Source organism: uncultured Brevundimonas sp. (assembly GCF_963975535.1).
Classification (GTDB): domain Bacteria; phylum Pseudomonadota; class Alphaproteobacteria; order Caulobacterales; family Caulobacteraceae; genus Brevundimonas.
This window is the reverse complement of the sequence record NZ_CAXBHE010000012.1, coordinates 1-15,524: the sequence shown is the minus strand read 5'-3', so window position 1 is coordinate 15,524 and position 15,524 is coordinate 1. Positions and strand designations below refer to the sequence as shown.

At 61.8% G+C, this 15,524-nt stretch carries 19 protein-coding genes; all 19 read left to right on the top strand.

From position 1 onward, the window contains the following. Nucleotides 1–516, top strand: coding sequence for a DnaT-like ssDNA-binding protein (locus tag AACZ75_RS14155; protein WP_339754134.1), 516 nt, complete (start codon nt 1–3; stop codon nt 514–516). Then, complete coding sequence (locus AACZ75_RS14150) at nt 513–863, top strand: hypothetical protein (RefSeq protein WP_339754136.1); 351 nt, start codon at nt 513–515, stop codon at nt 861–863. Before AACZ75_RS14155 ends, AACZ75_RS14150 begins: the two co-directional genes overlap by 4 nt. After that, nucleotides 860–1,888 carry a phage minor head protein gene (locus AACZ75_RS14145; RefSeq protein ID WP_339754139.1) on the top strand — a complete coding sequence of 343 codons (1,029 nt, stop codon included), beginning with the start codon at nt 860–862 and terminating at the stop codon, nt 1,886–1,888. Before AACZ75_RS14150 ends, AACZ75_RS14145 begins: the two co-directional genes overlap by 4 nt. A gap of 1 nt (nt 1,889) precedes the next feature. Next, nucleotides 1,890–2,309, top strand: a complete 420-nt coding sequence (locus AACZ75_RS14140) for a hypothetical protein (protein WP_339754142.1) — start codon at nt 1,890–1,892, stop codon at nt 2,307–2,309. Next, entirely contained in the window at nt 2,306–2,716 is a 411-nt protein-coding gene (locus tag AACZ75_RS14135) for a phage tail terminator-like protein (RefSeq protein ID WP_339754145.1), read from the top strand. The genes AACZ75_RS14140 and AACZ75_RS14135 overlap by 4 nt, the downstream gene beginning before the upstream one ends. 46 nt (nt 2,717–2,762) lie before the next feature. Then, complete coding sequence (locus AACZ75_RS14130) at nt 2,763–3,311, top strand: hypothetical protein (protein ID WP_339754148.1); 549 nt, start codon at nt 2,763–2,765, stop codon at nt 3,309–3,311. Further along, entirely contained in the window at nt 3,305–3,886 is a 582-nt protein-coding gene (locus AACZ75_RS14125; protein ID WP_339754150.1) for a hypothetical protein, read from the top strand. Before AACZ75_RS14130 ends, AACZ75_RS14125 begins: the two co-directional genes overlap by 7 nt. Beyond that, nucleotides 3,874–4,431, top strand: coding sequence for a class I SAM-dependent methyltransferase (locus AACZ75_RS14120; RefSeq protein WP_339754153.1), 558 nt, complete (start codon nt 3,874–3,876; stop codon nt 4,429–4,431). The genes AACZ75_RS14125 and AACZ75_RS14120 overlap by 13 nt, the downstream gene beginning before the upstream one ends. 41 nt (nt 4,432–4,472) lie before the next feature. Beyond that, the gene (locus AACZ75_RS14115) at nt 4,473–5,024 is read left to right on the top strand and encodes a hypothetical protein (protein ID WP_339754156.1); all 552 of its coding nucleotides are present in this window, start codon (nt 4,473–4,475) and stop codon (nt 5,022–5,024) included. Then, nucleotides 5,021–5,215, top strand: coding sequence for a hypothetical protein (locus tag AACZ75_RS14110; protein WP_339754159.1), 195 nt, complete (start codon nt 5,021–5,023; stop codon nt 5,213–5,215). Before AACZ75_RS14115 ends, AACZ75_RS14110 begins: the two co-directional genes overlap by 4 nt. A gap of 94 nt (nt 5,216–5,309) precedes the next feature. Further along, nucleotides 5,310–5,768, top strand: a complete 459-nt coding sequence (locus AACZ75_RS14105) for a hypothetical protein (protein WP_339754162.1) — start codon at nt 5,310–5,312, stop codon at nt 5,766–5,768. Nucleotides 5,769–5,870: 102 nt separating this feature from the next. Beyond that, nucleotides 5,871–6,248, top strand: coding sequence for a hypothetical protein (locus AACZ75_RS14100; RefSeq protein ID WP_339754165.1), 378 nt, complete (start codon nt 5,871–5,873; stop codon nt 6,246–6,248). Between the two features lie 362 nt (nt 6,249–6,610). After that, nucleotides 6,611–11,446, top strand: coding sequence for a tape measure protein (locus tag AACZ75_RS14095; protein WP_339754168.1), 4,836 nt, complete (start codon nt 6,611–6,613; stop codon nt 11,444–11,446). After that, entirely contained in the window at nt 11,443–12,324 is an 882-nt protein-coding gene (locus tag AACZ75_RS14090; protein ID WP_339754170.1) for a hypothetical protein, read from the top strand. The genes AACZ75_RS14095 and AACZ75_RS14090 overlap by 4 nt, the downstream gene beginning before the upstream one ends. A gap of 12 nt (nt 12,325–12,336) precedes the next feature. Next, on the top strand, nt 12,337–13,389 hold the full coding sequence (locus AACZ75_RS14085) for a glycine-rich domain-containing protein (RefSeq protein WP_339754173.1): 1,053 nt from the start codon (nt 12,337–12,339) through the stop codon (nt 13,387–13,389). Continuing rightward, nucleotides 13,383–14,528, top strand: a complete 1,146-nt coding sequence (locus AACZ75_RS14080) for a hypothetical protein (protein ID WP_339754176.1) — start codon at nt 13,383–13,385, stop codon at nt 14,526–14,528. The genes AACZ75_RS14085 and AACZ75_RS14080 overlap by 7 nt, the downstream gene beginning before the upstream one ends. Then, nucleotides 14,525–14,890 carry a hypothetical protein gene (locus tag AACZ75_RS14075; protein WP_339754179.1) on the top strand — a complete coding sequence of 122 codons (366 nt, stop codon included), beginning with the start codon at nt 14,525–14,527 and terminating at the stop codon, nt 14,888–14,890. The genes AACZ75_RS14080 and AACZ75_RS14075 overlap by 4 nt, the downstream gene beginning before the upstream one ends. Next, nucleotides 14,887–15,288, top strand: coding sequence for a hypothetical protein (locus tag AACZ75_RS14070; protein ID WP_339754181.1), 402 nt, complete (start codon nt 14,887–14,889; stop codon nt 15,286–15,288). Before AACZ75_RS14075 ends, AACZ75_RS14070 begins: the two co-directional genes overlap by 4 nt. Continuing rightward, a partial coding sequence (locus tag AACZ75_RS14065; protein ID WP_339873723.1) for a hypothetical protein occupies nt 15,285–15,524 on the top strand: 240 nt, incomplete at its 3' end. The genes AACZ75_RS14070 and AACZ75_RS14065, both read left to right, overlap by 4 nt.

Genomic DNA, 15,524 nt, shown 5'->3' with positions numbered 1-15,524 from the left:
GTGTACGGCGATCTTGCTGGGGCTGATGCTTACCATCTCGCGCGGGCCAATGCCGCGTGGGCGGCGCTGACGGAACCTGCCAAGACCGCCGCACTCGTTCGTGGGTCGGATTACGTGGACGGCCGTTACCGCTGGCGCCTGATGTCCGGGCGTTGGCAGTCCATGTTCCGGGGCGTGAAGACCGGCGGGCGGGCACAGGCGCGTGAATGGCCGCGCACTGGTGCGACCGACTACGAAGGGCTTGAAATCGAGCCGGACGAAATCCCCGAAGAAGTGCAGCACGCAGCCTATGAGGCAGCACTGCGTGAAGCGGCCACGCCCGGCAGCCTTTCGCCTGATTACGTCGCAGCCTCGCAGGTGACGAAGGAAAAGGTCGGGCCGGTAGAGGTGCAGTACGCATCAAGCGCGGTCAGTGCCAACAGCACGCCGAACCGGCCCGTTGTTGCGGTGATCGATGAGCTTCTTGCGCCGCTGCTGTTTCGCCCCTACGAACTGCCCGGCATCACGGTGGTATGAGCGCTTTCTACGACCGCCTGAACGCCACGGCGCAACGCCTGATCAGCACTTATGGAAAGGCCGCCACCGTCGTTCGCTTGGTCAAGACAGGCCCGGCACATGCGCCGGTCATTACTGACGACCCGTACCCCTGCCAGATCGTAGAGGCCGGTTACAAGCTGTCGCTGATCTCGGAAACGCTGATTCAGGTCGGCGACAAGATGGGCCTGATCTCAACCACCATTGCAATTGTCCCGGACACGAAAGACAAGATCGTGATCGACGGCGCCCGGTACAACTTCGCAGAGGTGATGCCGCTGAACCCCGGCGGCACGGTTCTGCTTTACGAATTTCTCGCGCGGGTGTGAACAAATCCGCGCGCCAGTTGGTTGCTGAGCTTGAGCGCCTAGAGCCAACCGTTGCCCGCGCCTATCTGGCCGAGGTGCAGCGCTTGGTCGGAGCGGCAAGCATTGCGGAGGTGGAGTCGCTGATCTCGGTCGGCAACATCGCCGGGGTCATCACCGCCCTGCAATTCAGCGAGGCGGACTTGTCGCAGTTGCTCGAATCAATCCGGGGCGTGTACGTGACCGGCGGAACGATTGAGGCCGGTTCGTTGCGTCCGCCCCGTGGTTTGGGCCGTGCCGCGATCCGCTTTGATGTCCGCAACACGCGGGCGGAAACGTGGCTGCGCACTGAGTCCAGCCGCTTGGTGGTGGACATTGCGGCCGGTCAACGGGACGGCATTCGGGCGGCAGTGGCACGTGGCACGGAGATAGGCCGCAATCCGCGCCAGACGGCCCTTGACATCGTTGGGCGCATCAGCCGACAGACTGGCCGCAGGTCGGGCGGCATCGTCGGCCTGAGTGGCCCACAGGCGCAGTACGTGGTGAACGCAAGGGCGCAGTTGCTGAGCGGCGATCCGGAGCAGATGCGCCAGTATTTTGAGCGCGTCCGGCGTGATCGTCGCTTTGACAGCATCGTGCAACGGGCGATTGATGCCGGGAAGCCGGTGAAGGCTGCCGACGTTGATCGCATCGTCGGGCGTTACTCGGATCGCCTGTTGGCATTGCGCGGCGAGACCATCGCCCGCACTGAGTCGCTGAGCGCGTTCAACGCGGCTCGGAATGAGGTTTATGAGCAGGGCATCCAAGAAGGTCTGTTTCGGGCCGACTCGGTGCTGAAAGAGTGGAGCACGTCCGGCGATGGCCGCACCCGTGACACGCACATCGCCATGGATGGCCAGCGCCAGAAACAGGGCGAGCCATTTCGCAGCCCATCCGGCGCGATGCTGATGTTCCCCGGCGATACGTCACTGGGTGCCGGTGCAGCCGAGGTGATTCAGTGCCGCTGCATGTCGCAAACCCGCGTTGACTGGATAGGGGAGGCAACCTGACATGGCCAAACAAGCATCAGCGGTTGCCGACGCATGGGCGCTCAAGTGCAGAAAGCGCGCCCTGGCCATTTTCCGCGAATCGGTACAACGCACGATTGAGGAAGCCCAAACGCCGGTTGCCAAGGGCGGGAAGATGCGCGTCGATACCGGGTTTTTACGTGGTTCCGGTGCTGCATCATTGACCGGCATGCCCACCGGCCCGCGCCGTCCGATTGAAGAGGGCGCGACGTTCGATTTTCTCGGCGATGGCGTGACCCTCACTATTGGCCGGGCGCAGCTTGGCGACACGATTTTTTTCGGGTGGTCAGCTGAGTACGCGCGGGCACGTGAGGCGCAGGACGGCTTTCTACGATCCGCCGCGCAGAACTGGCGGCCCACGGTGGCAAAGGTCACCCAAGAAGCCAAGGCGCGCATCCGATGAACGACGATGCGGTTTGGGATGCCTTTGCAACGTTGGCGGGGACGTTCGCAGCCGGTTACAGCCCGGCGATCCCGGTCATCTACTCCGGCACCGGTGGCGAGCCGCCGGACGAAGGCATCTGGATTGAGTGCAAGTATTTCCCGAACCGGACGCTCCAATACGGCGTGAAGGCGTCCGAGGTCATCAGCCTGCGCGGGTTTTGCCAAGCGATGGTCTGCAACCGCCCCGGCGCCGGGCTTAATCCGTCAATGGACGTTGTGCGCGATCTGATCGCGTACTTCGACACCGGCACCGTGCTGGGCCCGGCCTATGTGTCCCGGCCGCCATACGTTTCGGCTGTGATCGAAGAACCGGCGCGGGTGAAGCTGCCCATCACGATCCCCTATGCCGCCCACGGGTCGCGCTGAACTGCCGCAGTGTGATCGGTGGGTGATCTGCGCATCTGGTCCGAGCATGATTTACACCGATGTCGCGCACCTTCGCCGGTTCCGGTCGTGGCGCGTGATGGTCATCAACAACACGTGGGAGCTGATCCCATGGGCGCACGTGCTGTACGCCTGCGATTTTCAGTGGTGGGCACGTTACGGCACCGCAGCCGAGGCGTTCGCCGGTCAGAAATGGACCCTGAGCAGTGCCGCGCAATTGCGATACGGCATCAACCGAATCGAGAGAGGGCAGGGCGCTGGCCTTTGCACTGAGCCCGGCCACATCAACACCGGCGGCAACGGTGGGTATCAGGCCATCAATCTGGCTTGGCACATGGGCGCGAAACGGATCGTGTTGCTGGGCTACGACATGCACCGCAAGAACGGCGGGCACTGGCACGGCGAGCACGAAGGGATGCTCAGCGCGCCGGAGAGCCACATCAACGCATGGCGGCGCAACTTCGAGCCGCTGGCGAATGACATGGCAAAGGCGGGAGTTAGCGTCATCAATGCCACGACGGGGACGGCGCTGGAATGTTTCGAGCGGATGCCGATGGTTGAGGCCTTGAAATGCTGATCGTCGCCAATGGACAAAGCGCGCGGCTTGTGGACTTTGATCGGATCAAGGCGCCAATCATCGCGGTCAACGGCGCCATCGATTGGCTGCCCCGCGCTGACTTGTGGTTCACCCTCGACATGAGCGAAGAGAATCGCCAGCGGTTCGATCGGCAACGCCCGGCGGTGAAATACATCGCGTGTGGCGAGCCTGGGCATGTTCGCCGGGTGTCGCATCGCGGAGCGGAACCTGCGGACAAATCGAGTCCAGAATGGTGGCGGTGGAGATGGTCGGCAAAACTTGGTCTGAGCGAAGACCCCGGCGCGATCCACACCGGCAACAGCGCCTACGGTGCGCTGGGTCTGGCGTACCACATGAGGCCGAAGCGGATTGTCTTGTGCGGAGTGGACGCCGATGATCAGCCGCGAATTGATGGGAAGATGACGCGCAGCCTGGCGCATCTGTCGATGTTGTTCGAGAGCGCATTGCCGCAACTGCGGGGCGCTGGAATTGAAGTGGTGAACGCGAGCCCATGGAGCCGCGTCACCTGTTTCCCAAAAATTGACCCCGCAAAGGTGCCCGAATGGATCATTTGAACGCAGAGCGCGCCAAGTACGAAAAGATGTGGGCGCAGCCTGCATATCGCGAACGCTCGCCCGGCTTCCGGCTGGTGGCGACCGCGTTTGATTGGATGGGCATGCGGGAAGGTCAGACCCTTTGCGACTACGGCGCCGGTACTGGCCGGGCGTCGCAGTGGCTGGCCGATCATGGCTTGCGGGTGACTGCATTCGACATTGCCGAGAATGCCATCACCGAGTTCGACGGCCCGAAGGTCATCGGCACGCTGTGGGACATGCCCGCATTCGGCACGTTCGACTACGGGTTTTGCTGCGACGTGATGGAGCACATCCCGCCTGAGCATGTGAGCGACTGCCTGAAGGGCATCGCACTTCGCACGGCCCGATGCGCCTTCTTCCAGATCGCACTGTTTGAGTGCCACATGGGCAAGGGGATCGGGGAGCATCTGCACCTGACCGTCAAGCCAACGAACTGGTGGGTTGCTGCATTGCAGCGGCATTTCGGTTCCGTCGAGATCAAACCCGGCGAAACAAAGTACGTCATCGCAAAATGCACACCGTAGCGACGGTATTGCGGTCTGGCGGTCATTACGGTGCCGACTATGTGGAGCGCATCAAAGCGGACCTTGAGAAGCATTCACCGGGCGTCCGGCTGGTTTGCCTGTCGGACTGCGCCGTGCCATGCAAGCGGATTCCGCTGCGTCACGACTGGCCGGGCTGGTGGTCAAAGATCGAACTGTTCCGGCCCAGCGTGTTTCGCGGTCATGTTCTGTATTTGGACCTTGACACCGTCATCGTCGGTGACATCGCGCCGCTGTTTCGGGATCAATTCACGGCGCTGCCTGACTTCTACCGCCCGAATGAGGGCATCGGTTCCGGCGTGATGGCGTGGCGCGGCGGAATGTCGCATCTGTATGCCGAGTTTTCAAAAGCGCCTGAGCGTTGGATGGCCCGCTGCACCACCCGGCAATGCTGGGGCGATCAGGGCTTCATTCAGACGCACGTCGAGGCTGATCGGTTCGGTGTTGAGGCGCAGTCGGCAAAGATTCAAGGCGACCGCCGCAAGGCCCGCGTCATTTGTTTCCACGGCCAGCCCAGGCCACGCGATGTAGGATGGGATTACCGCAAAGTGGCGGCCCGAAGGATGCACGCATGACAGACAAGATTCACCAACTGCCGACAAAGCCTGATGCGATACTCGCCGCCGGCGAAGAACTGCGCCGGAAGCTGCCCGCGCTGATCGAGAACGCAACCATGATCGCGAAGCTGAAACGCGCCCATTACGACGCCTACCTGAAAGAAGGCTTCACCCCTGAACAGGCAATCGAGCTGATCAAGAAGCTCTAACCAATCCGGCTCAGCCGGTAACCGCAACCCGCCCCTCGGCGGGTTTTTTTTCGCCCGCTCTCAGCGGGTTTTTTTATGCCCGTGAGGAACCCCAATGGCTGACCCTACTACTTACCTGAATGCAACCGTCTCAATCTCCACCGTCGCGCAGAACGTTGACATCAACGAAGCCGCGTTCGAGGGGCTGAGCTACACCGAGATCGCCAACGTCGGAACGATTGGCCAGTACGGCAACGAAACCAACATGGTGAATTACCCCGTGCTGGCACGCGCGTTGACTCTCAAGGCCAAAGGCCAGACCGACGGCGGCAGCTTCACGATCGAATGCGCCGTTGACCTGGTGGACGCCGGGCAGGTCGCCTTCAAGGCTGCTGGCCAGCCAGCCGTGCGCGACTCTTACGCCTTCAAGCTCGATCTGCCGAACGGCGCCGTGCACTACCTGCGCGGCCCGGTTGCCGGTCCGGTCTATCCGGGCGGCGGCAATGAGGACTTCATCCGATCGGTGTTTACCGTCGGCGTGAATCAGTTCCTCGAAGCGACCGTTTCGGCTTAACGCCACCCCTTCCGTCGGCCTAGCCCTCATGAGGGCGAAAAGGGACCTGATCCGCCCCCTGGCCGGTGGATTCATTTGGATCGATCAGATGAGGATCAACTAATGGATATTTCCGCAGCTTTCACCCCTGTTTCAACCCGCCCGCTCAAGATTTTGCACCCCGGCACTGATGAGCCGACCGGCCTTGTCCTGAACCTGCGCCCGCTAACTGACCGCAAGGTCAAGAAAGTGAAGCACGACATCCAGAACAAGCGCTTGGCGAGCCGGAAATTCAAGGTCACGTCGGAGCAGCTTGAGAACCAGACCCTCGAAATCCACATCGCGTGCGTGGAGAGCTGGGAATGGAACGGCGACTCCAACTGGGGCGGAAAGAAGCTCGATTTCACCGAAGAAAACGTCCGCGAGGTTTTGAGCAACCCAATCGTCAGCGATCAGGTTGACGCAGACCTTGGCGACATCGCGGGTTTTTTGGAGAACTGACCGAAGCCCTGATCGAGGCCGTCGAACACCACGTTCGGTATTCGATCCTCGGATCAGACGGGATTTCGCGCCGAGAGCGCAACGAGCGCTTCAAGACGCGGACCCCTGATGAGCCTGAAATCCCGGACGTGGTGACGCACGTCTGGGACCACTTCCACGAACTATCAAACCAGCGCCACAGCGGGCCGGAGCCCCTGTCATGGGGCGAGATTGAATCGTGGTCGCGGCTCACCGGAACGCCGGTCAGTAACGACGAAGTATCGATGCTCATTGCGATGGACAGCGCCTATCGGCATGCCGTCAGCAACGAGCAATCAAGCAACAGAAAGCAAGCCCAACCGGAACCCAAGGGAGGTAGATGAATGGACATCGCTGAACTTGGATTCCGCGCGGACTCCAGTAGCGTCCGCACTGCGACGCGAGACCTTGACCGACTGTCTGGCACCACTCGCAAGACCGAAACCGCAACGCAGCGGCTTGAGCGTGAGAACGCGAAGCTGGAGCGGTCGTTCTTCGGCGTGCGCAATGCTGTCGTCGGCTTCGTGGGCGCCTTTGCATCGATTCAAGGCATCCAGGCGCTGTCTCGCATCGCCGATCAGTACGCCAACATGACGACGCAAATTCGTCTGGCGACCAACGGACAGGAAGCGTTCGCGGCGGCAAGTGCTGAGGTGTTCGCCATCTCGCAGCGCACCAGCACGGCGCTGGCCAGCACCACGAACCTGTATGCCCGAATTACCCGGTCGACGGCTGAGTACGGCATTGAACAGGCCCGCATCCTCGCCATCACCGAGACGATCAACCAGACGTTTGCGGTGTCGGGCACGGCTGCCGCCAATCAGGCGAACGCCATCACGCAGTTGACGCAAGCCTTCGCGGGCGGCGTGCTGCGGGCCGAGGAATTTAACTCAGTCATCGAAAACAGCCCCCGGCTTGCGCAGGCGCTGGCCGATGGCTTGGGCATTGGTATTGGCGCACTGCGTCAGCAAGTCAACGACGGCGAAATCACCGTCCAACGGATGATCGCAGCGCTTGAGAGTCAGGCGCAGGCCGTCGAGGAAGAATTCTCGCGCATGCCGATCACGATTGAACGCGGGTTCACGCAGGTGAGCAACGCGGTTCTGAAATTCATCGGCGAAGCGGATCAAGCGCGTGGTGTTTCGGCAGCGTTGGGGGGCTCGCTGGCGGCGCTTGCCGAGAACCTTGGCCTTGTCATCAACGCGCTGGCTGTCGTCACGGTGGCAGCGGCCGGGGTAGGGTTGGGGCGGTTGTCCTCTTCGGTCATCGGATCGGGCGTCGCCTTCGCGCAGGCTTCGGCAGTGACGCGCGCGCACTCAGCCGCGCTTGTTGAGAATGCCCAGAGAGAAGCCGCCAGCGCTGCCGCATCGCTTGCATCTGCCCGCGCCTCAGAGGTCAAGGCGGCGGCAGAGGTCAACAGCGTCCGCGCTGTGGTGGCTTCCGTGCGGGCAGAGGTTGAGTTGGAGAAAGTCCGACTCCGAGCGCAGATTACCGAACAGGGCCGGGCCGCCACGATTCAGCGCATGGTTGCCGCAAGCGCATCACTGGCATCAGCCAACAGACTGTTGGCCACCACTGAAACCGCGCTTGCTGGCGCCACTGCCGCAACTGCCGCCTCACAGACCGCGAAAGCAGCTGCCACTGCGCGCGCTACTGCCGCAACTGCGGCGGCCACCCTTGGCGCAAGGGCACTCGCTGCCGGAATCGCCGTCGTCCGTGGCGCGCTGGCTTTGGTTGGCGGCCCTATCGGCGCCGTGGTCGTTGGACTGACCGCTCTGGTGCTTTGGTTCAACCGGGCACGTGATGCGGCTGGAGAGCTGTCCGGAGCGCCTCAGAAATCAATCAGCGAATTGGCTGATGAGGCAGAACGCTTACGTTCTGGCGGGCCATTGCTGGCACCCGACCAATTACGTGGCGTGGAAGAGGCGCAGGCGCAAATTCAACGGCTTGCCAACGCGATGGGCATCTATGAAGCGCAACGCCAAGCTGCGATAGCGGCGGGCGACACCTTCGGCGCCACTCAGATCGCCGTCGAGATGAACAACGTCGCAGGCGCAATCGAGAAGACCGCCAATGACATCCGTCGGCTGAATGAGGCGGTCAAGCCGGTGCCGATTGTGCTTGGCGAGACAGAAACCGCCGCAACTGCCGCAGCCGACGCCATTGGCAACCTCTCCACCGCCGAAGCCGACCGCCTAGCCGACCTGCAAGAACAGATCGCTTTTCAGACCCGCATCAACGAACTGATGCGCGATGGCCGCACCGAATCCGAAGCGCGGTTTGTCGCTGAGTTTGAAGCGGCAGATGCGCTGACGCGGCAGTTGATGGTGCAGCAACAAGTGACCGAGGGCCTAGCCAATGCGCAGAATGAAGCCGCGCGCGCCGCTACCGCAACCGCCGAAGCCAACAAGCGCGCCCAAGAAGAAGCCGCAACTGCCGCCCAACGCGCCGCAGACGAAACCGCAGCTGCTGCGCAGCGTATGCGTGATGAGCTGAATCGCGGCATCACTGATGGCCTGCTGCGGGGCTTTGAGGCGGGCAAGAGTTTTGCTGACAATTTCATCGACGTACTCAAGGCGCAGTTCCAGTCACTGGTGCTGCGCCCGACAATCAGCTTCATCGTTTCAGGCATTCAGAGCGCTATTGGCCAGATCGGCGGGGCGGCGTTTTCATCTCTGACGGGTGGCGGTGGCATCGCTGGCCTGTTGGGCGGGACGAGCGGCGGCATCGGGGCCGCGATCTTTAACGGCACGCTGCCGCTGATCGATGCCATCGGCAACACGTTCCCGACGCTGGCCTCATCGCTGACTAATCTAAGCGCAAGCCTCACTGCGCTTTCGCCGGGCATGCTGGCCCTTGGGGCGGCTGGGGCTGCTGGACTATTTGCAGTCGGTCGCGGCCTGGCCGTCGATAACAGCCGTGTCGGCGAAAACGTCCAGGGCGCGGCTGCAGTGCTTAACCCGTTGTCACTTGTTGCCAGCGGTCTTGACCGCATCACCGGCGGCGGAGCTTTCGGGACCAAATTCAGAACCGTTGGGCAGGAGCTGACGCTATCCGTCGAGGACGGCGTGATCGAATCCATGCTCTGGGTCACGCAGAGCCGCAAGCGCTCCGGCTTTCGTGGCCGCAAGTGGCGCGCGTGGTCTGAAGAGTTCAACACCGAGATATTCCAAGCCGCATTCGATTCGCTGGCCGAAACAGCTGGGCAGGCGGCGCGTCTTGCGGGCACCGGGCTTGACCTGAGTGCGACGATTCAACGCGACATCTTCCGCGACGAGAACGGCGCTCAACTGGCGTTTGATGACCTCGCCACCGTGATTGCTGAACGCATCGTCCCCGGTATCCGCGACTTCTCGCGCGAGGGTGAAACGGTCGCCACCACGTTCGCACGCATCACTGCGCAGGCCCAGGGCCTGGACGCCGGGTTGATGGGCCTCAACACGTCTTTGTCGGGCGTGGCTCTTTTCGAGCAGGCCGAGCGTCTGTCTCAGGTGTTTGGCGATCAGTTGTCCGGCTCAATGTCGTCTCTGCAATCGGTGTTGCTGACATCGGAGCAGCAATTCGAAAATCTGAGGACCGTATTGTCAGGTGCCTTGGGTGAAGTCGGCGTTGCGCTGACCGACAGCCGGGAAAATCTGCTGGGTATCGTGCAGGGGCTAGATCTGACGACCGAATCTGGCATCCGTGCTTACGAAGTACTACTCGCCGCAGCGCCGCAGCTGGGGCAGTTCTTCGACACACTGGATCAGCGGGCGGATGAGGCTGCACGCAACGCGGAGCAGGTAGCCGCCGCGTCTGAACAAGCCCGCCAAGCCGAACTAGCACTGGCCGCCGCACGCTATCAGCAGTCACGCGGCTTGCTCGATCAGATCGCCGTGCTGACCTCGCTCGACCCCGAGATGACGCAGCTTGAGCAACGCTTCCGCGACCTACGTGCTGAGGCCGGGCAGGACGTTGGGTTGATTGAACTGGTCAACCGGCTGAGCGAGTTGGAAGTCGGGGCGTTGTTGGCCGCCCGCGCCGCTGAAACAGCCGCCGCAGCCCAGCAGGCCATGGCCGACGCTATCACCGCAGCGCAATCCCGCGTCAGCAGCGCCGAGCAGGCTTTGGAACAAGCTCAGGAAGCACAGCGCAACGCTCAGGTCGCGGTGCTGAACGAACAGATCGAAGGCGAGCGCGCACGGTTTGCGGTGATCCAAGAGGGCATCCGCGATCAACTCGCAGCCGAGACGGCATCGATCAACGCCCGCATTGCTGGTGCGCGTGACGTTGCCAGTGCATCGCAGGCGCTTGTGGGCCTGTTGAGCGGTGCAGCGTCCAGCGTTGCCGGGCTGTCGCTCTCGCGTGCGCAGGCGCTGAGCAACTTGCAAAGCATCGGGGCAGGGCGCTTGTCCGTTACGCCGGGGCTTGAGCGCTCGGTGTCGGCGGCACAGCAATTCGAGGCTGACGATTTTGCGTCGCAGATCGAGATGGCCACGGCGCAATCGCTGACGGCTGAAACGCTTGCGCAGCTTGCCGGCCGTGCCGAGAAACAACTGAGCGCGGACGAACGGACCGTTGATGTGCTGGAACGCAGCCTGATCTACGCACAGGCCCGCGCTGACCGCGAATTGGCCGTTGCCGAGGCACAGCATCTGGTCGAGATCGAGATGATCGATGAGCAGATCAGGCTCATCAACAACACGGTGTCGGCAATCGAGCAACTGCGCATCGCCAATCAGGGCGTTGCTCAGGCCGAGGCGGAGCTTGATGCAGCGCGCGGGGAGCTATTGCGGGCGCAGCATGCGCAGTTGCTATCACAGGGCAACACCGCCAACTCGCTGGCCTCGCAGCAGCTATCGGCGCTACGCGGCATCGAGGGCAGCATCGGGGCGATCTTGTCCGAATCGGTGCCCGGCTTTGCCAGTGGCGGCATGCATTCGGGCGGCTTGCGCGTGGTGGGTGAAAACGGCCCCGAGCTTGAGGCAACCGGCCCTTCACGGATCTGGAACCAACAGCAGATCGGGGCGGCGGTGGGTGGTGGTGGTGACCCTGCGTTGCGTGCCGAGGTGGCGGCGCTGCGCCGCGAGGTGGCTTCGCTCAATAACGTCATGACCCAGACCGCCCGGAACACGGCGCGCAGCGCCAACACGCTTGATCGCGTGGAAACCCAAGGCGTGCCCATGCAGGTGATCGAATGAAAATCGTCAGCATCACGCCCGTAGAGGTCAGTGCGCTCACGTCCAGCGTGCCGCTGAGTGAAACGGAATGGTCAGCGGGCACCCACAACCTTGGCGAACAGCGACGCGTCGGGCTGGACTTGTACCAGGTGCTTGTCAGCAGCACGACCGACGAACCAACCGCCGGAGCCGTCGCAGACCCGCCAACCTGGGGGCTGTTGGGCAAGGTCAACCGCTGGCGCATGTTCGACGGATCGACGCTGGATCAGACCACCAACGCCGACGAAATCACCGTGGCGATTACGCCCGGATCAATCGTCAATGCGGTGGTGTTCAACCGCCTGGGTGGCGGCGGCGAGATCCGGGTTTGGATGGAAGATCCAACGGATGGCGTGGTTTTCGACGAGACCGTGAGCCTTATCGACAACAGCAATGTCGTCGACTTCTACACCTACTGCTTCGAGCCATTCCAGCAGCGTTTCGACCTCGCGTTTCTGAACCTGCCGCCCTACGGCGCGGCCACCATCAACGCTGAAATCACAGCCACCAATGCGGCTTGTGCAGAGATGTCGATTGGCTTTGTTCGTGAGATCGCCCTGACCCTAAACGGCACCTCAGTGGGGACCGTTCGCTTCGGCGTTCGCAGAACAGACGCATTCGGGCGGACCACATTCGTGCGCCGCCAATCGGTCAAGCGCGTGAATTTCGAGGTCATCGGCCCGACAGCTTCCATAGATCGATTCGTCCGGATTTTGGACAACGAGCGCGACCAACCCGCCGTCTTTATCGGCAGCGAGCTTTACGACTCGCTGATCGTTTTCGGCGCCTATCAAGACTTTGAAAAAACATTCTCCGGCCCGGCGTATAGCGACGGGACGATCCGGGTTGAAGGACTCTAGGAGCGACCACAAATGCCAGCACCCCAAGTACCGCAGATCACCACCCCTGCACCGAACCGGAATGACCCGGAGAACTTTAGCCCCCGGATGGACACTTTCCTTGGGGAGTTTCCGGATGTCATTGACGGCATAAACACGGTTGCCGATTACGTCGAGACCACCGCCGGAGAAGCCTCAGACAGCGCCACCGCCGCTGCCACCAGCGCCTCTGACGCCGACGACTTCCGCGCCTCAGCCCAAGTCGCCGCCGTCAACTCCGATCTTGCACGGGCTGAATCTCAGGACATCAAAGATTCAAACGAAGTCATCGCCGCTGCGGTGCAGAGTGCGGCGGGGTTGCCGTCGTTGGTGGGGCAGGCTGGGCGTGTCCTCAAGGTCAACGCTACCGAAGATGGCGTTGAATGGGGCGTCGGCATTGAGGACGAATACACCGTCATCACAGCATCGGGTGATTTCTCTAAAAGCCCGAATGCGACGTGGATACAAGTTGAGTGCATTGGCGGCGGTGCATCGGGCCGAAACAACGCAAGCACAACCAGCTCTGGCGGCGGTGGCGGCGGGCAGTCCGTGCGACAGTTGTTTCGTGCATCTGATGTTTCGTCGCCCATTTCTGTTGTTATCGGCGCCGGTGGCGCGGCAATTGCGAATGGGGTGGCAGCAGATGGAAATGTTGGCGGCAATACAACATTTGGCGCTTTATTGACTGCCAAAGGTGGGTTTGGAGGAACCTCATCAAGTGCGGGGAATCCCGGGGGCGCGGGCGGTGCTCTCGCAGATGCGACCACAACGAACAGTATTCCGTATCAATTTGGTTCGGCAGCTGGTTTTTCAAATACTGCAGGTCGCCCAACGGTATACGGGGGCGCTGGCGGCGGCGGTAGCGGCAACACAACCCAAGGCGCAGGCGGCGCGTCTCAATACGGCGGCTCAGGTGGGGCCGGTAATGGCTCGGCTGGTGTTCCCGGCGTAGCTGGCACAGCCCCCGGCGGCGGTGGCGGCGGATCAACCAACGACGGAGGCTCAGGTGCAGGCGCACGCGGCGAAGTGCGGGTGTGGCAATGGTAGTCCCCATCGGCCCCAGCGACATCGGCACAGCCGGGCTGCCCGGCTTCGGCGTAGGTGTGTCACTGCCCGCGTTGCCCGCAGGGTACACCTACCTCGGCGGCAACGACCGGGCAGGCCCCGATTTTGGCCGCTACCTGAACGCATCCTCGCAGCCCGAAACCTGGGTGCCCGCCTGCTGGCTGCGGATCGGCAGCACTGAATCGCCGCGATATGCAGCGTTCGGCATCGATGCCGTGGACGTGCTGCCGCTGCGCGCCTACTACAACCTGCCCGACGCCGCTGCGGATGGATATTTCCTGCATCCGGCATTGGACGTGAATAAGCAGGTGCAGTCGGGGTTCTTTCGCGCGGCCAGCTTAACGGCGAATCAGTTGGATTATGTGGAGACGCTGTATACAGCGGCCTTGCAAGTAAACCCGTTGATTCTATTTTCCAACGGCGAGCAAGGTGCATGGTATGACCCATCAGACCTCAGCACCCTGTTTCAGGACAGTGCTGGCACTACGCCTGTCACTGCTGATGGCCAGCCAGTGGGCTTGGCGCTGGATAAATCAGGCAATGGCAACCACGCCTCACAGGCGACAGCTACGGCTAGGCAGCTCTATCGTACAGATGGGGCTAGGCATTGGCTTGAGTTTGATGGTGTTGATGATAGTCTTGTAATAGCCAGCTACCCCGTAATTGTGGCTGGGAAACACTCTGCGGGCATCTCAGGGCGAAACACTGGGGTTGGCTTACAGATGTATCTGGACTCCGACTCATACGTGGGGGGTTCTCGGCTGACTCAAAATCTCAGAACACAGAGCCTTGTCCCGGAGAGTATTAGCTTTGTAGGCACGGAAGACTTTAATGACCCCGGCCCCGCCACTGTTGCCAACACAGACGTTGTACTAACTCAAGTATCCGCATCCACTGTTGAAGTGTTCAACAATGGGGTGAGTAATGGCCCCACAACACCTACCGGCACCTTAAATTCTGGGGGCAGGTTCGTGACCATTGGGTCTCGCACTGGGGGGGCTCAAAATTTCCTCACCGGGCGTATTTACGCCCTAGTGCAGATTGCCGACGAGCTTTCAGTTGGCCAGCGGCAGAGCTTGGAAGCATACTTGGCTGCCAAGGCGGGAGTGGTTTTGCCATGAATGCCCATGTCACGATTGTTGTCCCAGCCTCGCTCGTTGATGCTGCTCGCAATCTTGCTGAATGTCTCGCCCCTGGTGGTCATGGCATGTATATCACCGGGCTCTCAGCAGACGGGAACGAGCCAGCTACGCATTACATCAGCAGCGGGACAATGCAGGTTGCGTTTATCAACCTGCTTTCTGATGCAAGCGCAACGCACGCAGCGGCTGAACAAGGGGCCGTGCAACAGGGGCTGACGCTGACAGCCACGTTGGCTGATTGTGAAGCCATCCGAATGCAGGGAGACATCAGCAGCGAGCCTGCATTCGAGGCGATGTCGCGACTTGGCCTGCAAATCGTCACCACCGAGGAGCCGATATGACTGCATTCCTGATTATTTTCGGTCCCTTCCTGCTACTTCATCTTCTGTCGTGGACGCCTATGCCCGAAAAAGTGCCTGTCCGTCGCAAAGACTTGGGCGGCAAAAACGGCGGGCGCGTCATGGGCCGATCGTCCCTGTTTTGGGTTTGGGCGCACCCGCAGGCTGATGCCGCAACGATTGCCCATGAGCGCCAGCATGTGCGCGACAAATGGCGGCTCATGTGGCTGGGTTACCTGATCCTGAGCAACGCGCAGTGGTTCAAAGAGTGGCGCGAGGCGCGGGGCTATGCCGTGAGCGTGCAGCACGGGCGGTCGATTGAGAGCGCAGCGGCGGGCATGGCTGCTGGTGTCAAGATCAGCCCGGAGCGGGCGCGAAAGTTGATTGAGGCGCGGTTGTGATTCGGCAATGGGCGTTGCCGCTGGCCGTGCTGCCGCTGGCATGGTCAACCGTCGCCTACGCATCTGCCGAATCTCTGACCGGGCGTGATGTCGCGCTGGCGCTCATCGGCATTGTGCTGGGGCTGATCGGCGCGTATGTCAAGGGCATGGAGCGCGGCCTTGAGCGCCGCCTGGATCAGCTCGGCAAGGACATCGAAAAGCAGGCGACGAAGATCGGCAGCATCGGCGAAACGATG